Source organism: Streptomyces sp. NBC_00273 (assembly GCF_036178145.1).
In the GTDB taxonomy this organism is placed as follows: domain Bacteria; phylum Actinomycetota; class Actinomycetes; order Streptomycetales; family Streptomycetaceae; genus Streptomyces.
Map to the genome: position 1 here is coordinate 4,443,054 of NZ_CP108067.1, position 17,884 is coordinate 4,460,937.

General features: G+C 70.2%; 19 protein-coding genes. 2 read left to right on the forward strand and 17 right to left on the reverse strand.

All coding sequences use genetic code 11. The annotated features are described in order from the left end of the window. Positions 1-5: 5 nt before the first annotated feature. From OG386_RS19020 to OG386_RS19035, 4 genes are all read right to left on the reverse strand, one after another. Positions 6-1,406: an NAD(P)H-hydrate epimerase gene (locus OG386_RS19020; RefSeq protein WP_328789160.1), complete on the reverse strand. Its 1,401-nt coding sequence runs from the start codon at positions 1,404-1,406 to the stop codon at positions 6-8. A 3-nt stretch (positions 1,407-1,409) separates the two neighbouring features. Then, positions 1,410-1,778, reverse strand: coding sequence for a holo-ACP synthase (locus OG386_RS19025; RefSeq protein ID WP_266603945.1), 369 nt, complete (start codon positions 1,776-1,778; stop codon positions 1,410-1,412). 24 nt (positions 1,779-1,802) lie between these two features. Further along, positions 1,803-3,650 (reverse strand): glutamine--fructose-6-phosphate transaminase (isomerizing), encoded by a 1,848-nt coding sequence (glmS, locus tag OG386_RS19030; protein ID WP_328789161.1) that lies wholly within the window; start codon positions 3,648-3,650, stop codon positions 1,803-1,805. A 108-nt stretch (positions 3,651-3,758) separates the two neighbouring features. Beyond that, positions 3,759-4,538: a hypothetical protein gene (locus tag OG386_RS19035; protein ID WP_328789163.1), complete on the reverse strand. Its 780-nt coding sequence runs from the start codon at positions 4,536-4,538 to the stop codon at positions 3,759-3,761. A gap of 303 nt (positions 4,539-4,841) precedes the next feature. Between OG386_RS19035 and coaA the strand changes: the two genes are divergently transcribed. After that, on the forward strand, positions 4,842-5,891 hold the full coding sequence (gene coaA / locus OG386_RS19040; RefSeq protein ID WP_327383742.1) for a type I pantothenate kinase: 1,050 nt from the start codon (positions 4,842-4,844) through the stop codon (positions 5,889-5,891). A 23-nt stretch (positions 5,892-5,914) separates the two neighbouring features. After that, complete coding sequence (locus OG386_RS19045) at positions 5,915-6,886, forward strand: DUF389 domain-containing protein (protein WP_328789165.1); 972 nt, start codon at positions 5,915-5,917, stop codon at positions 6,884-6,886. A 7-nt stretch (positions 6,887-6,893) separates the two neighbouring features. Here OG386_RS19045 and glmM read toward each other — a convergent pair whose 3' ends face one another. The 13 genes from glmM to map all read right to left on the reverse strand — a co-directional run bounded on the left by glmM (position 6,894) and on the right by map (position 17,858). Next, positions 6,894-8,252, reverse strand: a complete 1,359-nt coding sequence (glmM, locus tag OG386_RS19050) for a phosphoglucosamine mutase (protein ID WP_328789167.1) — start codon at positions 8,250-8,252, stop codon at positions 6,894-6,896. A 136-nt stretch (positions 8,253-8,388) separates the two neighbouring features. After that, positions 8,389-8,907 carry a 30S ribosomal protein S9 gene (rpsI, locus tag OG386_RS19055; RefSeq protein WP_030388851.1) on the reverse strand — a complete coding sequence of 173 codons (519 nt, stop codon included), beginning with the start codon at positions 8,905-8,907 and terminating at the stop codon, positions 8,389-8,391. 42 nt (positions 8,908-8,949) lie between these two features. Then, positions 8,950-9,393 carry a 50S ribosomal protein L13 gene (rplM, locus tag OG386_RS19060; RefSeq protein WP_266603932.1) on the reverse strand — a complete coding sequence of 148 codons (444 nt, stop codon included), beginning with the start codon at positions 9,391-9,393 and terminating at the stop codon, positions 8,950-8,952. 231 nt (positions 9,394-9,624) lie between these two features. Beyond that, on the reverse strand, positions 9,625-10,920 hold the full coding sequence (locus OG386_RS19065; protein WP_328789168.1) for a glycosyltransferase family 87 protein: 1,296 nt from the start codon (positions 10,918-10,920) through the stop codon (positions 9,625-9,627). Between the two features lie 74 nt (positions 10,921-10,994). Then, complete coding sequence (locus OG386_RS19070) at positions 10,995-12,623, reverse strand: ABC-F family ATP-binding cassette domain-containing protein (protein WP_328789169.1); 1,629 nt, start codon at positions 12,621-12,623, stop codon at positions 10,995-10,997. Between the two features lie 56 nt (positions 12,624-12,679). Next, on the reverse strand, positions 12,680-13,531 hold the full coding sequence (truA, locus tag OG386_RS19075) for a tRNA pseudouridine(38-40) synthase TruA (protein WP_327383750.1): 852 nt from the start codon (positions 13,529-13,531) through the stop codon (positions 12,680-12,682). Positions 13,532-13,641: 110 nt separating this feature from the next. Then, positions 13,642-14,103, reverse strand: coding sequence for a 50S ribosomal protein L17 (gene rplQ, locus OG386_RS19080; protein ID WP_030008477.1), 462 nt, complete (start codon positions 14,101-14,103; stop codon positions 13,642-13,644). Between the two features lie 142 nt (positions 14,104-14,245). After that, complete coding sequence (locus OG386_RS19085) at positions 14,246-15,268, reverse strand: DNA-directed RNA polymerase subunit alpha (protein ID WP_007265920.1); 1,023 nt, start codon at positions 15,266-15,268, stop codon at positions 14,246-14,248. Positions 15,269-15,419: 151 nt separating this feature from the next. Then, positions 15,420-15,824, reverse strand: coding sequence for a 30S ribosomal protein S11 (gene rpsK / locus OG386_RS19090; RefSeq protein ID WP_003956432.1), 405 nt, complete (start codon positions 15,822-15,824; stop codon positions 15,420-15,422). 54 nt (positions 15,825-15,878) lie between these two features. Then, a complete protein-coding gene (gene rpsM / locus OG386_RS19095; RefSeq protein WP_007265919.1) occupies positions 15,879-16,259 on the reverse strand; it encodes a 30S ribosomal protein S13 in 381 nt (126 codons plus the stop codon). Positions 16,260-16,459: 200 nt separating this feature from the next. After that, complete coding sequence (gene rpmJ, locus OG386_RS19100; RefSeq protein WP_003956441.1) at positions 16,460-16,573, reverse strand: 50S ribosomal protein L36; 114 nt, start codon at positions 16,571-16,573, stop codon at positions 16,460-16,462. A 73-nt stretch (positions 16,574-16,646) separates the two neighbouring features. Further along, the gene (gene infA / locus OG386_RS19105) at positions 16,647-16,868 is read right to left on the reverse strand and encodes a translation initiation factor IF-1 (RefSeq protein WP_003956442.1); all 222 of its coding nucleotides are present in this window, start codon (positions 16,866-16,868) and stop codon (positions 16,647-16,649) included. Positions 16,869-17,006: 138 nt separating this feature from the next. Further along, a complete protein-coding gene (map, locus tag OG386_RS19110; protein WP_189733350.1) occupies positions 17,007-17,858 on the reverse strand; it encodes a type I methionyl aminopeptidase in 852 nt (283 codons plus the stop codon). Positions 17,859-17,884 lie beyond the last annotated feature (26 nt).

Sequence of the window (17,884 nt, forward strand, 5' to 3'; positions counted from 1 at the left end):
TCGCGTCAGGGGTGGCGGGTGTCCCGCCAGGCGTCCGGGAGGGCCTCGGCCACCTGGTGGGCCAGGAGCGGGCCCCCGACGCGGCGGGCCGCCAGGCCGTGCAGGTACGCGCCCACCGCCCCCGCGTCCGCCCCGGACAGTCCGCCCGCCAGCAGGGAGCCCGCCAGCCCGGACAGCACGTCCCCGCTGCCGGCGGTGGCCAGCCACGGGGTGCCGGTCGGATTCACCCGAACGGCTCCGCCGCCCGAGGCGACCAGCGTCGTCGAACCCTTCAGCAGCACCGCCGCTCCGTACCGCTGCGCCAACGCCCGTACCGCGTCCAGCCGGCCCGCCTCCACCGCCTGCCGCTCCACCCCCAGCAGCGCCGCCGCCTCCCCCGCGTGCGGGGTCAGCAGGGTGGGGGCGCTCCGGGCCCGCAGGACCGCCGCGTCCAGGCCGCGCAGCCCGTCCGCGTCGACGAGCACCGCCGCGTCCCCCGCCAGCAGTTGCGCGACCTCCCCGGCGCGGCCCTCGCCCAGCCCCGGGCCGACCACCCAGGCCTGTACCCGGCCGGGCCCGATCAGCGTCTCGGGGTAGCGGGCGAGCACCGCCTCCGCCGCCGGCCCGACGTACCGCACCGCGCCCGCCCCGCCCCGCAGCGCTCCCGCCACGGCCAGCACCGCCGCGCCCGGGTACTGCACGGACCCGGCGACGATCCCGACCACGCCCCGCCGGTACTTGTCGCTCGTCGCCGTCGGCTCCGGCAGCAGCCCCGCCACGTCCGCGTGCTGGAGGGCCTCCACCTCCGGCGACGGCAGTTCCAGCCCGATGTCGACGAGGTGCACCGCGCCCGCCCGCGAGGCCCCGGGGTCGATCAGCAGGCCGGGCTTGTACGCCCCGAAGGTCACCGTCACGTCGGCGCTCACCGCCGGACCCGCCACCTCTCCGGTGTCCGCGTCCGCCCCGCTCGGCAGGTCCACCGCGACCACGGGGACCCCCGGCGGGATCCGCTCCACCAGCGCCGCGGCCGTCGGGCGCAGCCCGCCCCGCCCGCCGATCCCGAGCAGCCCGTCCAGTACGAGGTCCGCCCGCTGCGGGACGGCTCGTGCGAGGTGTCCCCCGGCGGCCCGCAGCGCGGCCAGCCCGCCCGGGTGCATCCGCTCGGGGTCCATCGGCACGGCCGTCACGGCGGCTCCGCGGCGGGCCAGCCGGGCGCCCGCGTACAGCGCGTCGCCGCCGTTGTCCCCGGGGCCGACGAGCAGGACGACCCGGGCCCCGTACACCCCGCCGCGGGTCCGCCGCAGCAGTCCGGCGCACGCGGCGGCCAGCCCGGCGGCCGCCCGCTGCATCAGGGCGCCCTCGGGGAGCCGGGCCATCAGCTCCCGCTCGGCGGCCCGTACGGTCTCCACGCTGTAAGCAGTACGCATGGACTAACCCTCTGCGATCACCACGGCGGAGGCGACACCGGCGTCGTGGCTGAGCGAGATGTGCCAGGACTTCACGCCCAGCGCCAGCGCCCGCGCCTCGACCGTTCCGGACACCCGCAGCCGCGGCTGCCCGCTGTCCTCGACGTACACCTCGGCGTCGGTCCACAGCATGCCGGCGGGCGCGCCGAGCGCCTTGGCGAGGGCCTCCTTGGCGGCGAACCGCGCGGCGAGCGAGGCGATCCCGCGCCGCTCGCCGCTCGGCAGCGTCAACTCGGCGTCGACGAACAGCCGTCCGGCCAGGTTCGGCGTGCGCTCCAGCGCCGCGCCGAACCGCTCGATCTCCGCTACGTCGATCCCGACGCCGATAATCACAACGACAACTCCACTGGCCGACTGCTACTCCACGGTCACCGACTTGGCGAGGTTACGCGGCTGGTCCACCTCGTTGCCGCGCGCCGTCGCCAGTTCGCACGCGAACACCTGCAACGGCACCGTCGCCACCAGCGGCTGGAGCAGCGTCGGCGTCGCGGGGATCCGGATCAGGTGGTCGGCGTAGGGGACGACCGCCTCGTCGCCCTCCTCGGCGATGACGATGGTCCGCGCCCCGCGCGCCCGGATCTCCTGGATGTTCGACACGATCTTGTCGTGGAGCACGGAACGGCCGCGCGGCGACGGGACGACCACCACCACCGGCAGGTCCTTCTCGATCAGCGCGATCGGCCCGTGCTTGAGCTCGCCCGCCGCGAAGCCCTCGGCGTGCATGTACGCCAGCTCCTTGAGCTTGAGCGCGCCCTCCAGCGCCACCGGGTACCCGACGTGCCGTCCCAGGAAGAGCACGGTGTTCTTGTCGGCCAGGGAGCGCGCGAGCTCCCGTACCGGCTCCATGGTCTCCAGGACGGTGTCCACCGCCGCGGCAATGTCCGACAGCTCCCGGATCACGGCCTCGATCTCGTCGCCCCACTTCGTGCCCCGGACCTGTCCGAGGTAGAGCGCGACCAGGTAGCAGGCCACCAGCTGCGTCAGGAAGGCCTTGGTCGAGGCGACGGCCACCTCGGGACCGGCGTGCGTGTAGAGGACCGCATCCGATTCGCGCGGGATCGTCGACCCGTTCGTATTGCAGATGGCCAGCACCTTGGCCCCCTGCTCGCGCGCGTGCCGCAGCGCCATCAGGGTGTCCATGGTCTCGCCGGACTGCGAGATCGCGACCACCAGCGTCCGCTGGTCCAGGATCGGGTCGCGGTAGCGGAACTCGCTCGCCAGCTCCGTCTCGCACGGGATGCGGGTCCAGTGCTCGATGGCCAGCTTCGCGATCATGCCCGCGTGGTACGCCGTACCGCACGCCACGATCACGACCTTGTCGACCTCCCTGAGCACCGAGACGGGGATGCGCACCTCGTCCAGGGTCAGCGAGCCGCTCGCGTCGATCCTGCCCAGGAGGGTGTCGGCGACGGCCTTCGGCTGCTCGGCGATCTCCTTGAGCATGAAGTAGTCATAACCCCCCTTCTCGGCCGCCGAGGCGTCCCAGTCCACGTGGTACGCCCGCACGGTAGCGACCGAACCGTCGAAGTTGGTCACCGAGACGCCCTCGCGGCGGAGCTCGACGACCTGGTCCTGCCCCAGCTCGATCGCGGACCGCGTGTGGGCGATGAACGCGGCCACGTCCGAGGCGAGGAAGTTCTCGCCTTCTCCAACGCCCACCACCAGGGGCGAGTTCCGGCGCGCGCCGACCACCACGTCCGGCTCGTCGGCGTGCACGGCGACCAGGGTGAAGGCGCCCTCCAGGCGCCGGCACACCTGCCGCATGGCCTCCGCGAGATCGCCGGTGGCCGAGAACTGCTCCGCCAGCAGGTGCGCCACGACCTCGGTGTCCGTCTCGGACTCCAGCCGGTGTCCGCGCTCGGCCAGCTCGGCCCGGAGCGCGGCGAAGTTCTCGATGATGCCGTTGTGCACGACGGCCACGCGCCCCGAGTTGTCGAGGTGCGGGTGGGCGTTGGCGTCGGTGGGCCCGCCGTGGGTCGCCCACCGGGTGTGCCCGAGCCCCGTGGAACCGGTCGGCAGCGGGTGCCCGACCAGCTCCTTCTCCAGATTGACGAGTTTCCCCGCCTTCTTGACGGCCGCCAGGCTGCCGTCCGCGAGTACGGCGACCCCGGCCGAGTCGTAGCCGCGGTATTCCAGCCGCTTGAGTCCGGCGATGACCACATCGAGCGCCGACTGCGCTCCCACGTAACCCACAATTCCGCACATAGGCCGCAGCGTACGCCGTAGTTGGCCGTCTGCCCCGTAGCGGAACAAGACGAAAACCCCGCCCCGGCGAACGCGCCGGGGCGGGGTCGACGTCTGGTCGGACAGGGATCAGCCGAGCTTCTTGACCTGGGCGTCGACGATGTCCTTCGAGAGCACCGGCTTGCCGGCGGCGTTCTGCACCGAGAAGGTGGCGAGGGTGTTGCCCTTGCGCACCACGACCACCTGGCCCGCCACCGGGGTCTCGGCGTCGCCGAAGTCCGCCAGGAAGGACACCGCCTCGTCGCCGGCCGTGACGGCGTCGCCCGCCACCACCTTGTTGATCTTCAGGTCCTCGCCGTCCTGCTTCATCGTGTACCCGCCGGCGCAGGCGGTGCCCGCCGCCTTGAAGGCGGTGAACGCCTCCTCAGCGCCCTTGGCGTCGTAGGAGGTGAGGGTCACGGAGGTGCCGGTGGCGCCGAGGAGCATCTCCATGCCGGCCTTCAGCTTGTCCGCCTCGGACGCGTTGGGGTCGGCGGCCTTGCCGGAGGTGCCGCCGACCTGGGTGCGGGCGACGCCGGTGGAGGTGCCCTGGGGCGCCATCGACGAGGCCTGGACGAGCGGCTTGCACTCGGCCTTGTCGGTGGTGGCCGCGAGGTCAGCGACCTGCTTCGCGGTCGGCGCCTTGACGAGGCTGTCCTTCGGGGCGTCGGCCTGGGTCAGCAGGAGCGGCGCCAGCTCGGCGTCGGTCTTGCCCTTGGCCGCCGCGGCGGCGGGAGCGGACGATGCGGCCCCGGACGGCTTGGTGTCCGCCTTGGTGTCGGCCTTGTCCGAGCCGCAGGCGGTGGCCAGCAGGGTCAGGGACACCGCGGACGCGGTCAGGACGGTACGACGGACAAGAGCGTTGCGCACGAGAAGACTCCCCCATGGATACGACTACGACTACGACAGCGCAGCGCGAAACGCGCCCCGGAAGCGGGGCGTGGACGTGACTGCGGTGATCAACAATGTACGGGGCCGTGGATCACTGCGTTGCCGCGGGCGGTGATCACGGTCGATCGTGACCCGGACGAGACCCCAGGAATTTCCAATCGAAACCACCCGGCGTACAACCGTTGCCGGACCGGCCGGGGCCCGTCCGGCAACGGCGGCTGCTGCTGCACACGTGACCGACCACACCACCCACAACCGCCCCGGAGCCCCGACAATGGCGGTGTGATCACTTCGCCGCCACGAAGCAACACGCCGGACAACGCAACGGAGCGCACCGGCCGGGACGGGCACCCCACGCGCCCCGCACACCGCCGGGGCCACGAGGCCTCGCCCTACGTCGACCTCACCCGCGCCGAGTGGAGCGCCCTGCGCGAGCGGACCCCGCTACCGCTGACCGCCGACGAGGTGGAGCGGCTGCGCGGCCTCGGTGACGTCATCGACCTCGACGAAGTCCGCGACGTCTACCTCCCGCTGTCCCGGCTCCTGAACCTCTACGTCGGCGCCACCAGCAACCTGCGCGGCACCCTCAACACCTTCCTCGGTGACGCGGGCAACGGGCACGGCGCCCAGCAGGGCACCCCCTTCGTCATAGGGGTCGCCGGTTCGGTCGCCGTCGGCAAGTCCACGGTGGCGCGCCTGCTGCAGGCCCTGCTGGCCCGCTGGCCCGAGCACCCGCGCGTGGAGCTGGTCACCACCGACGGCTTCCTCTACCCGATGAAGGAGCTCCAGCGGCGTGGGCTGACCTCCCGCAAGGGGTTCCCGGAGTCCTACGACCGCCGCGCGCTCACCCGCTTCGTCGCCGACATCAAGGCCGGCAAGGACGAGGTGCGGGCCCCGGTCTACTCGCACCTGATCTACGACATCGTCCCCGGCGAGGAACTCGTCGTCCGCCGCCCGGACATCCTCATCGTCGAGGGCCTCAACGTGCTCCAGCCGGCCCTCCCCGGCACGGACGGCCGCACCCGCGTCGCCCTCGCCGACTACTTCGACTTCAGCGTGTACGTGGACGCGCGCCCCGAGGACATCGAGCGCTGGTACCTGAACCGCTTCCGGAAGCTGCGCGCGACCGCGTTCCAGAACCCCTTCTCCTACTTCCGCAAGTACACCCAGGTCTCCGAGGAGGAGGCCCTGGAGTACGCGCAGACGATGTGGCGCACGATCAACCGGCCCAACCTGCTGGAGAACGTGGCGCCCACCCGCGGCCGGGCCACCCTCGTCGTCCGCAAGGGACCGGACCACAAGGTGCAGAAGCTGAGCCTCCGCAAGCTCTAGCCCGCAGTCGCTAGGGTGCGCAAATGCTGCATCTGCGGATGATCACCCCGCGTCACCTCACCGAGCGGGTGGTGGCGCTGATCGACCGGACGGTCGGGACCGCCCATCTGGTCGTGCTGACCGGCGCCGCCCGCGACCCCGAGGGCGATCTCGTCCTGTGCGACGTCGCCCGCGAGTCGGCCGACGAACTGCTCCAGGAGATGCGCTCGCTCGGCATCGACGAGGCCGGTTCGATCGCCGTCCAGCACATCGACCTGTCGATCTCCAAACGCGCCGACGACGCCGAGGAGGAGGCGCCGGGCGAGGCGGCCGACGCGGTGATCTGGGAGCAGCTCGCCGAGTCGACGCACGAGGAGTCCACCCTCACCATCACCTACGGCGCCTTCATGATCGTGGCGACGATGATCGCGGCCTGCGGTGTGGTCCTGGACAACGCGATCCTGATCGTGGGCGCCATGGCGGTCGGCCCGGAGTTCGGACCGCTCGCCGGCATCTGCACGGGTCTGGTCCAGCGCGAGCCCCGGCTCGCCGGGCGCTCGCTCTTCGCGCTGTTCGTCGGGTTCACGGCGGCGATCGTGGCGACGACGGTCTTCAGTCTGGCGATGACCGCCCTCGGTCTGTTCGACGAGGCCATGCTGGAGAACCCCCGGCCGAACACCAGCTTCATCTGGCAGCCCGACCCGTTCTCCTTCGTCGTGGCGCTGCTCGCCGGTGTCGCCGGCATGCTGTCGCTGACCTCGGCGAAGGCCGGTGCGCTGGTGGGCGTGGCGATCTCCGTCACCACCGTCCCGGCGGGCGCGAACGCGGCGGTGGCCCTCAGCTACGGCGACTTCTCCCAGATGTGGGGATCGGCCGTGCAGCTGGCGCTGAACCTGGGCGGCATCATCCTCGCCGGAACGGCCACCCTCATCTGCTGGAAACTGCTGTGGCGCACCCAGCAGGGCCGGATGGTCCGGAAGCCGGGTGCGCCACGCAGGCCGGGCGGAGCCCGTTAGACCGCTTCTAGCCCAGTGCGGACTTCACGACGTCCGCGAGGCGGCCGGCGACCGACCGGGCCTGCTCGATGTCGGCGGCCTCGACCATCACGCGTACGAGCGGCTCCGTACCGGAGGAGCGCAGCAGCACCCGCCCGGTGGTGCCCAGCTCGCGCTCCGCGTCGGCGACGGCCGCGGCCAGCTCGGCGGAGGTGGTGACGCGGGACTTGTCCACGTCGGGAACGTTGATGAGCACCTGCGGCAGCCGCTGCATGACGCCCGCCAGTTCGGCGAGGGACTTGCCGGTGGCGGCGACGCGCGCCGCCAGCAGCAGGCCGGTCAGCGTGCCGTCGCCGGTCGTCGCGTGGTCGAGGATGATCACGTGGCCGGACTGCTCGCCGCCGAGCGCGTAGCCGTGCTCCTTCATCGACTCCAGCACGTAGCGGTCGCCGACCCCGGTCTGCACGACCTGGATGCCCTCGGCCTCCATGGCCAGCTTGAAGCCCAGGTTGGACATCACGGTGCCGACCACGGTGTTCTCGCGGAGCTGGCCGGCCTCGCGCATGGCCAGGGCCAGCACGGCGAGGATCTGGTCGCCGTCGATCTCCTCGCCGGAGCCGTCCACGGCCAGGCACCGGTCGGCGTCGCCGTCGTGCGCGATGCCGAAGTCGGCACCGTGCTCGACCACGGCCGCCTTGAGCAGGCCGAGGTGGGTGGAGCCGCAGCCGTCGTTGATGTTGAGGCCGTTGGGCTCGGCGCCGATCGTGACGATCTCCGCGCCGGCCCGGGTGAAGGCCTCGGGCGAGACGTACGCGGCCGCGCCGTGGGCCTCGTCGAGGACGACCTTCAGGCCTTCGAGGCGGTTCGGGAGGACACCGATGAGGTGGGCGACGTACCGGTCGAAGCCTTCGGTGTAGTCCGAGACGCGGCCGACGCCGGAGCCGGTGGGCCGGTCCCAGGGGGCTCCGGTGCGGTGCTGCTCGTAGGTCGACTCGATGCGGTCCTCCAGCTCGTCGGCGAGCTTGTGGCCGCCGCGCGCGAAGAACTTGATGCCGTTGTCGGGCATGGCGTTGTGGCTGGCGGAGAGCATCACGCCGAGGTCGGCGCCCAGCGCACCGGTGAGATACGCCACCGCCGGGGTGGGCAGCACACCGACGCGCAGGACGTCCACGCCCGCGCTCGCGAGGCCGGCCACGACCGCGGCCTCCAGGAATTCGCCGGAGGCACGGGGGTCCCGGCCGACCACCGCGGTCGCCCGATGGCCCTCGAAGGTGCCCGCTTCGGCCAGTACGTGGGCAGCCGCCACGGAGAGGCCGAGCGCGAGCTCCGCCGTCAGATCCGCGTTGGCGACGCCGCGTACACCGTCCGTCCCGAAGAGTCGTCCCACTGTTGTCCTCCCGAGTTTCCGCTTCGCGTTATGACCGCTTGTGACAGATATTTGCCGCTTGTGGCGGTAAACGAACCGCCCCGGCAGCACAGAGAGTGCTGCCGGGGCGGTTTCGTTGCAGAACAGCAGGCGCAGATTAACGCTTGCTGTACTGCGGAGCCTTACGGGCCTTCTTGAGACCGGCCTTCTTGCGCTCGACCGCACGGTCGTCGCGGGAGAGGAAGCCGGCCTTCTTCAGCGCCGGACGGTTGTTGTCCACGTCCGCCTCGTTCAGCGCACGGGCCACACCGAGGCGCAGGGCGCCGGCCTGGCCGGACACGCCGCCACCCGAGATGCGGGCGATGACGTCGTAGCGACCGTCAAGCTCGAGGAGCTTGAAGGGCTCGTTGACTTCCTGCTGGTGCACCTTGTTGGGGAAGTAGTCCTCAAGGGTGCGGCCGTTGATCTTCCACTTGCCGGTGCCCGGAACGATCCGGACGCGGGCGATGGCGTTCTTGCGACGGCCCAGGCCGGCGGCCGGCTGGGGGTCGCCGAAGCGACCGGCAAGGGACTCGGAGGTGTAGTCGCCCTCGACGACGACCTCAGACTCGCTGGTGTACTCCTCGACGTTGCCCTCGAACTCTTCGACGGTCGTCTCGGCGGTGGTCTCGGCCACGATGCTCCTCAGAATTTTCTACGTCTTAGGGGGTGGCCGGAACTACTGCGCGACCTGGGTGATCTCGAACGGCACCGGCTGCTGGGCAGCGTGGGGGTGCTGGTCGCCCGAGTAGACCTTCAGCTTCGAGAGCATCTGACGGCCCAGGGTGTTCTTGGGGAGCATGCCCTTGATGGCCTTCTCGACGGCCTTCTCCGGGTTGTTCGCCAGGAGGTCGTCGTAGCGCACCGAGCGGAGACCGCCCGGGTAGCCGGAGTGGCGGTACGCCATCTTCTGCGACGCCTTGTTACCGGACAGGTGCACCTTGTCGGCGTTGATGATGACGACGAAGTCACCCATGTCCATGTGGGGGGCGTAGGTCGGCTTGTGCTTGCCCTTCAGGAGGGCAGCGGCCTGGGTCGCCAGACGGCCGAGGACAACGTCCTGGGCGTCGATGACGAGCCACTGGCGCGAGATGTCGCCGGGCTTGGGGCTGAACGTACGCACGCGTATGCCTTCGCTTCTTCAGTGGTGGTATCCCAAGGGCACAAGCCCCACGGGAAGGTCCTGACAGGGTCACCACGGACGATCACGACAGCCCTCGTTCACAGCGGGGACGCACCCGCGTGAAGCTGCTGGTCATCGGTCCGGTGGACCGGCGCAAGGCCCTTTCACGTGAGAATGAGAAAGCCAATACGCATAACAAACCAGCAGGGTACCCAAGCAGACCCGTACGGGTCAAAACGCGGTCCGCGATGCCGATTCTGCTGGCGTCGCGGCGCACTCCGGTTCGGTCCTGGGTGGGGACCCCGCAGTTGTTACGAGCTCCAGAGTAACCCGTCCCGAGCGCAGTGCACGACGCGCCAACACGAACGCGAGCCCGCACAGGGTGGCGCAGTCCTTGAACGCGCGCCGCTTGGCCTCCAGCTCGGACGGCCACGGAATGCCCGCCACCTGGGGCCCCAGCACCGCCCAGAACCAGGGCGAACGCGCCGCCGCGTCCGGCCGCACCACCGAGGCCATCAGCAGCGGCAGGACCACCAGCAGGTAGTGGTCGAAGGACGGCCGCGACACCAGGAATGCGGCGAGCATCACCATGCAGGCCGTCTCCACCAGGCGCAGCTCGCCCCCGTCGGCGTCCTCCCGCCGCCACCGCACCCAGGCCGCCCACAGGCCCGCCCCGGCTCCCGCGAAGGCCACCAGCACCGCCAGCGGCGCCGGCACGCCCAGCCGCGGCAGCACGGCGATCGGCGAGGCGTCCCACGGCAGCGCGTACGAGTCCTGCCCATGGAGCAGGAAGGGCAGGGTCTTGGTGAAGAACAGCGACGGGCTCGGCATCACCAGCGCGCCGGCCAGCGAGAACCCCAGCGGCACCAGCACGGCCGCGGCCAGCGCCCGCCACCGGCGGGCGACCAGGAAGAGCAGTCCGAGGGGCACGAGCATCGGCTTGCACGCGATCGCGAGCCCCACCACCAGCCCGGCCGACCCCCACGAGCGCCGCTGCGCGAGCAGCAGCGCCACCGGCAGGGCGGCCGCCGAGATGGCGGTCCAGTTGCCGATCAGCACGAGGTTGACGTACGGCTTGTACGCGAGGGCGAACAGCGCGAGGCCGCCGACCGCGAAGCGCGAGCGCAGCGGCACCGCGAATATCCGCAGCGCGGCGAGCCAGCCGACGCCCAGCAGCCCCGACATCCCGAGCGGCAGCAACCACCGCAGCACCTCGCGCGGCAGCAGCGCCTCGGGAACAGCCATGAGCACGGCACTGGGCAGGTAGAGGAAGCGCTTGTCCTCGTAGGGGGACCCGCCCTCCAGCAGCGTCTGCGCGGCCTTGACCACGAACGCGTTGTCGGAGCCCCAGTTCGCCCGCAGGCTCGTGGAGACGGCGATCCCGAGCAGCACCGCGAGGGAGACCACCTGCCAGGACCGGGCGGCCGGCTGGAGCAGCCAGCCGATCAGCCTGCTCCCGGCTCCCCCGTCCCCCGGACCCCCGTCCCCGGCACCCCGGTCCCCCAGGCCCTGGTTCTCCCACTTCATCAGCCAGATGCTCGGCCGCAGCCCCACGACGCCTGCCCCTCACTCGACCGAGGGGGCAACGGTCAGCCGCCCCCCTAGCGCTTGCGTTCGACTCTACGTTCGTCCCAGACGGGTTCCTGAGTCTCCCGCACAACACCGTCCGAACCGAAGACCAGGTAACGGTCAAATGTGCGCGCGAACCAGCGGTCGTGCGTGACGCACAGCACAGTGCCGTCGTACGCCTCCAGTCCGTCCTGCAGCGCCTCCGCCGACTCCAGGTCCAGGTTGTCCGTCGGCTCGTCCAGCAGCAGCGCCGTGGTGCCCGCCAGCTCCAGCAGCAGGATCTGGAAGCGCGCCTGCTGTCCGCCCGAGAGCTTCTCGAACGGCTGGTCGCCCTGGCGCTCCAGCTCGTACCGGCGCAGGGCCCCCATCGCCTGCCCCAGGGGCTTCGCCGCTTCGGTCCACAGGATGTCGACGAGGGTCCGCCCGAAGAGCTCCGGGTGGGCGTGGGTCTGCGCGAAATGGCCGGGAACCACCCGCGCGCCCAGCTTCCAGTCACCGGTGTGCTTGACGTCCTCACCGGCCAGCAGACGCAGGAAGTGCGACTTGCCCGAGCCGTTCGAACCGAGGACCGCGACCCGCTCCCCGTAGAAGACCTCCAAGGAGAAGGGCTTCATCAGGCCGGTCAGCTCCAGGTTCTCCACGGTCAGGGCGCGCACGCCCGTGCGGCCGCCCTTGAGCCGCATCTTGATGTCCTGCTCCCGCGGCGGCTCCGGCGGCGGGCCGGCGTCCTCGAACTTCTTGAAGCGGGTCTGCATCGCGTGGTACCGCGAGGCCATGTCGGGGCTGCTCGCGGCCTGGTTGCGCAGCCGCAGCACCAGCGCCCTCAGCCGCGCGTGCTCCTCGTCCCAGCGCCGCTTGAGCTCCTCGAAGCGCGCGAAGCGCTCCTTGCGGGCGTCGTGGTACGTGGCGAAGCCGGCGCCGTGCACCCAGACGTCGGAGCCCGTCGGGCTCGCCTCCAGGCTGATGATCTTCTCGGCGGCCTGGGTCAGCAGCTCCCGGTCGTGGGAGACGAAGAGCACCGTCTTGCGGGTGGCCTTCAGCTGCTCCTCCAGCCAGCGCTTGCCGGGAACGTCCAGATAGTTGTCCGGTTCGTCGAGCAGCAGCACCTCGTCGGGCCCGCGCAGCAGCGCCTCCAGCACGAGGCGCTTCTGCTCACCGCCCGAGAGCGTGCGCACCTCGCGGAACTGCGCCGAGTCGTACGGGATCGCCAGCGCGGCCATGGTGCAGACGTCCCACAGCGTCTCCGCCTCGTACCCCTGGACGTCCGCCCAGTCGCTCAGCGCCTGGGCGTAGGCCATCTGTGCGGCCTCGTCGTCCACCGTCAGGATCAGCTGCTCGGCGCGGTCCACCGCCTTGGCAGCCTCCCGGATGCGCGGCTGGGCCACCGAGACCAGCAGGTCCCGTACGGTCGTCTCGTCCCGCACCGAACCCACGAACTGCGACATCACGCCGAGGCCGCCGGAGACGGTGATGCCGCCGCCGTGCGGCTGGAGCTCGCCGGAGATCATCTTCAGCAGGGTGGTCTTGCCGGCCCCGTTCGCCCCGACGAGCGCGACGACCGACCCCTCCCCCACGCGGAAGGAGACGTCAGGGAGCAGTACCCGCCCGTCGGGAAGGTAGTACTCCAGGTGGCTGGCTTCGAGATGTCCCATGCCGGGCATTGTCCAGGTCCGGCGCCGATCCGCCCAAACGGATTAGCCGGACGCCCGCGGGGCGGTCAGCAGCAGCCGGCGCCCGGCAGCGTCCGCAGGTTGCGCGCTTCCTTGCTGCGGGCGGCCAACAGTTCGTCCGCCGGGTAGCCGACCTCCTCCAAGGTCAGGCCGTGCGGCTTGACCACGTGCACCGAGGAGTCCCGTACGGCGGCCGCCAGCACCTTGCCGGGCCAGTCGGTGGGCCGGTGCCCGTCGCCGACGTGCAGCAGGGCGCCCACCAGCGAACGGACCATGTTGTGGCAGAAGGCGTCGGCGCGGACGGTCGCGGTGATGATCCCGTCCTCGGCGCGCTCCCAGCTGAGCTGCTGGAGGGTACGGATGGTCGTGGCGCCCTCGCGCTTCTTGCAGTACGCGGCGAAGTCGTGCTCACCGAGCAGCGGTGCGGCGGCCTCGTTCATGGCGTCCACGTCGAGCGGCCACTGGTGCCAGAGCACGTGCCCGCGGCGCAGCGGGTCGACGCCGCCCTGGTGGTCGCCGACGCGGTAGGCGTAGCGGCGCCAGATGGCCGAGAAGCGCGCATTGAAGCCTTCGGGGGCCTCGGCGACCTTCCACACCCGTACGTCGTGCGGCAGCCGGCCCGCGAGGCGGCGCAGCAGCTTGTCGTGGTGCTCGGCCCACACCTCCTCGGCGAGGTCGAACTGGGCGACCTGCCCGCGGGCGTGCACGCCGGCGTCGGTCCGCCCGGCCACGGTCAGCTCGACCGGCTCGGACAGCCGCATCACGGTCTGCAGGGCCGACTCCAGCTCGCCCTGGACGGTCCGCAGCACGCGCTGCTTCGCCCAGCCGGAGAAGTCCTTGCCGTCGTAGCTCAGGTCCAACCGCACCCGGACGTGCCCGGGCTCCACCTCGTCACTCACGTGACCGATCCTCTCAGAATGCCGATACCGCCGGGCAAAAGCAGAACGGGCCCGCCCCGGAAGGGGGCGGGCCCGTTCAGAGCCGTTCAAGCAAGCGTGATCCCGGGGGATCAGGCCTCCTTGGTCTCCTCGGCGGGGGTCTCGACGGCCTCCGCCTCCTTGACCGCGCGCTTGGTGGCGGCCTCGGCCTCACCGGTGGCCTGCTGGGCGACCGTGAGGGCCTCGACCAGCTCGATCACGGCCATCGGGGCGTTGTCGCCACGACGGTTGCCGATCTTGGTGATGCGCGTGTAACCACCGGGGCGGTTCTCGTAGCGCGGGGCGATCTCGGTGAACAGCGTGTGCACGATGCTCTTGTCCGTGATCGTCTGCAGCACCAGGCGACGGTTGTGGATGTCGCCCTTCTTGGCCTTGGTGACCAGACGCTCGGCGTAGGGACGCAGGCGGCGGGCCTTGGCCTCGGTGGTGGTGATGCGGCCGTGCTCGAAGAGCGACTTCGCGAGGTTCGCGAGGAGGTGCTTCTCGTGCGCGGCGGAACCGCCCAGGCGGGCACCCTTTGCGGGACGCGGCATGGTGTTACTCCTTCATATCTGCACCGGCCGTGTCAGGTACCGGTGTCAGTTCCCCCGAGGCGGATGCCGCGGGAAAGTGTTTTGGGTCCAAGCCCGGCCGGCGACCCGGGCCGAAGGCCCCGGCCGCCGGCGGCGGGATGGATCAGTACTGCTCGGTCTCGACGAAACCGGCGTCCGCGTCGTCGTCGGCGCCGAAGGCGTCGGCGGCGGCGGTCGGGTCGAATCCGGGCGGGCTGTCCTTGAGGGCCAGGCCCATGCCGGCCAGCTTCGCCTTGACCTCGTCGATCGACTTCGCACCGAAGTTGCGGATGTCGAGCAGGTCGGCCTCGGAGCGGGCGACGAGCTCACCCACGGAGTGGATGCCCTCGCGCTTGAGGCAGTTGTACGAGCGGACCGTGAGCTCGAGCTCCTCGATCGGCAGCGCCAGGTCGGCGGCCAGGGCGGCGTCCGTGGGGGACGGGCCCATGTCGATGCCCTCGGCGTCGATGTTGAGCTCGCGCGCCAGACCGAACAGCTCGACCAGGGTCTTACCGGCGGACGCCATGGCGTCGCGCGGGCGCATGGCCTGCTTGGTCTCGACGTCGACGATCAGCTTGTCGAAGTCGGTGCGCTGCTCGACTCGGGTCGCCTCGACCTTGTAGGTGACCTTGAGGACCGGGCTGTAGATGGAGTCGACCGGGATGCGGCCGATCTCCTGGCCCAGCTGCTTGTTCTGGACGGCGGAGACGTAGCCGCGACCGCGCTCGACGGTCAGCTCCATCTCCAGCTTGCCCTTGCCGTTGAGCGTGGCGAGGACCAGGTCCGGGTTGTGCACCTCGACACCGGCCGGGGGCGCGATGTCAGCAGCGGTGACCAGGCCGGGACCCTGCTTGCGCAGGTACATCACGACCGGCTCGTCGTGCTCCGAGGAGACGACCAGCTGCTTGATGTTGAGGATGATGTCGGTGACGTCTTCCTTGACGCCCGGCACGGTGGTGAACTCGTGCAGGACGCCGTCCACGCGGATGCTGGTGACAGCGGCACCCGGGATGGAGGACAGGAGGGTACGGCGCAGGGAGTTGCCGAGGGTGTAACCGAAGCCCGGCTCGAGCGGCTCGATCACGAACCGCGAGCGGTACTCGTCGACGACCTCTTCGGTCAGCGAAGGACGCTGAGCGATAAGCATGTCTGTGTTCCTTCATTCGTGGACGCCCACTATTTGACGCCCGACGGGATGCCGTACCAGGGGTACGGCTACTGCAAGGGTACGGGCGGCACGTCCCCCGAAGGGGTCGTACCGCCCGGACACTCAAGAACGCACAGGTGCGTCCGCTGCGTCAGACGCGGCGGCGCTTCGGCGGGCGGCAGCCGTTGTGCGGGGTGGGGGTGACGTCCTGGATCGAGCCGACCTCGAGGCCGGTGGCCTGGAGGGAGCGGATCGCGGTCTCGCGGCCGGAGCCCGGACCCTTCACGAAGACGTCAACCTTGCGCATGCCGTGCTCCTGCGCGCGACGGGCGGCCGACTCGGCGGCCATCTGCGCGGCGAAGGGGGTGGACTTGCGCGAGCCCTTGAAGCCGACGTGGCCGGCGGAGGCCCAGGAGATCACGTTGCCGGACGGGTCCGTGATCGAAACGATGGTGTTGTTGAACGTGCTCTTGATGTGGGCGTGCCCGTGAGCGACGTTCTTCTTTTCCTTGCGGCGCACCTTCTTGGCAGCGCCCTGACGACCCTTGGGGGGCATCTAAATCTCCTACGGGAGGTGGTCGGTCCTACAGCGCAAGACCGCTGAACAGGACTACTTCTTGCCCGGCTTCTTCTTACCGGCGATCGCGCGACGCGGGCCCTTGCGGGTACGCGCGTTGGTGCTGGTGCGCTGACCGTGCACCGGGAGGCCGCGACGGTGGCGGATACCCTGGTAGCACTGGATCTCGATCTTGCGGCGGATGTCGCCCTGGATCTCGCGGCGGAGGTCACCCTCGGTACGGAGGTTGGCGTCCACGTACTCGCGGATCTTGACGAGGTCCTCTTCGGCCAGGTCACGAACGCGGGTGTTCGGGTTCACGCCGGTGGAGGCGAGGATCTCCTTGGACCGGGTGCGCCCGATACCGAAGACGTAGGTGAGTGCGATCTCCACGCGCTTTTCGCGCGGGATGTCAACACCGGAAACGCGTGCCATTCAATGGCTCCTGTGTGTTCGGGGGTCTTCAGCAGAACCGACCCCGACCGCCGACCACCCCGAAGTGGGTGATGGTACGCCCGGGTCCCCGGCCCCCGCCGGAGGTGCCGCCGGCCCCGTGAAGGGCTGGGCGGGTTCTGCGTATGTACGTTTTCTTACGTCGCGCGAAGAACTGCGGAAGGCAGGTCGGTCGGCGTGCGTCAGCCCTGGCGCTGCTTGTGGCGCAGGTTGTCGCAGATGACCATGACCCGGCCGTGACGGCGGATCACCTTGCACTTGTCGCAGATCTTCTTGACGCTCGGCTTGACCTTCATGTTGGTGAGGTTCTCCGGGTCAGTGCCACCACCCGCACCGGGACGGATGCCCAGGCAGGAGTGAGAGCAAGATCTACTTGTATCGGTAGACGATCCGGCCACGCGTCAGGTCGTACGGAGACAGCTCCACAACGACCCGGTCATCGGGGAGGATGCGGATGTAGTGCATGCGCATCTTGCCGCTGATGTGCGCGAGGACCTTGTGACCGTTCTGGAGTTCCACCTTGAACATCGCGTTCGGGAGGGACTCGATCACGGTGCCCTCGATTTCGATGGCACCTTGCTTCTTGGCCACGCTTCGCCTTTCGAATCGGCTACCTTGATCAGCTCCGTGCGCCATGCAGGCATGGAAGTGCACGAGAGCCGACGAGTCAGTCTACGTCAGGGCACCCAGAAAGACGAATCCGGAAAGTTTGCCCCAGAGTCTAGATCATTAACCGAGGGGGTCCGGAGCCGTGGTGACTCCGTACTCCGCCAGCTTCGCCTTTCCACAGTCCGGGCTGGTCAGGACGATGGGACCGGCCTCCGTCAGCGCGATGGAGTGCTCCCAGTGCGAGGACCAGGTGCCGTCCGTCGTGATGACCGTCCAGTCGTCCGAAAGGACCTCCGTCTGGGCGGTTCCCAGGGAGACCATGGGCTCGATCGCCAGGCAGAGGCCCGGAACCAGCTTGATCCCCTTGCCCCGCTTGCGCGAGACGTAGTTCAGCAGGTGGGGGTCCATGTGCATCTCGGACCCGATGCCGTGGCCGCCGTAGTCCTCGATGATCCCGAACTTGCCGAGGCTGTGCTCACCGGTGGAGGGACGGGGCTGGCGCTTGATGTACGTCTCGATCGCCTTGGAGATGTCCACGAGACGGTTGCCGAGCTTCATGGCGGCGATCCCGGCCCACATGGACTCCTCGGTCACCCGGGACAGCTCCACGAGCTCAGGGGCGTGCCCGGTGCCCACGAAGGCCGTGTACGCGGCGTCGCCGTGCCAGCCGTCCACGATCGCGCCCGCGTCGATCGAGATGATGTCGCCGTCCTTGAGGACGGTCTTGTCGTCGGGGATGCCGTGGACGACGACCTCGTTCACCGAGGTGCAGATGGTCGCGGGGAAGCCGCCGTAGCCGAGGAAGTTCGACTTGGCCCCGGCGTCCGCGATGACCTTGCGGGCCACCATGTCCAGATCCCGCGTCGTGGCACCCGGCACGGCCGCCTCACGGGTCGCAGCGTGGATCGCCGCGACGACCAGCCCTGCCTCGCGCATCTTCGCGATCTGCTCGGGGGTCTTGATCTGGACCATGGGAAATGCCTTCCACCTTCGGATCT

Excerpts from the sequence above, each read along its gene's own strand:
- OG386_RS19020 (WP_328789160.1), bottom strand. The coding sequence starts at position 1,406 with ATGCGTACTGCTTACAGCGTGGAGACCGTACGGGCCGCCGAGCGGGAG.
- glmS (WP_328789161.1), bottom strand. The coding sequence starts at position 3,650 with ATGTGCGGAATTGTGGGTTACGTGGGAGCGCAGTCGGCGCTCGATGTG.
- OG386_RS19045 (WP_328789165.1), top strand. The coding sequence starts at position 5,915 with ATGCTGCATCTGCGGATGATCACCCCGCGTCACCTCACCGAGCGGGTG.
- OG386_RS19065 (WP_328789168.1), bottom strand. The coding sequence starts at position 10,920 with ATGAAGTGGGAGAACCAGGGCCTGGGGGACCGGGGTGCCGGGGACGGG.
- OG386_RS19070 (WP_328789169.1), bottom strand. The coding sequence starts at position 12,623 with ATGCCCGGCATGGGACATCTCGAAGCCAGCCACCTGGAGTACTACCTT.
- rplQ (WP_030008477.1), bottom strand. The coding sequence starts at position 14,103 with ATGCCGCGTCCCGCAAAGGGTGCCCGCCTGGGCGGTTCCGCCGCGCAC.
- OG386_RS19085 (WP_007265920.1), bottom strand. The coding sequence starts at position 15,268 with ATGCTTATCGCTCAGCGTCCTTCGCTGACCGAAGAGGTCGTCGACGAG.
- rpsK (WP_003956432.1), bottom strand. The coding sequence starts at position 15,824 with ATGCCCCCCAAGGGTCGTCAGGGCGCTGCCAAGAAGGTGCGCCGCAAG.
- rpsM (WP_007265919.1), bottom strand. The coding sequence starts at position 16,259 with ATGGCACGCGTTTCCGGTGTTGACATCCCGCGCGAAAAGCGCGTGGAG.
- rpmJ (WP_003956441.1), bottom strand. The coding sequence starts at position 16,573 with ATGAAGGTCAAGCCGAGCGTCAAGAAGATCTGCGACAAGTGCAAGGTG.
- map (WP_189733350.1), bottom strand. The coding sequence starts at position 17,858 with ATGGTCCAGATCAAGACCCCCGAGCAGATCGCGAAGATGCGCGAGGCA.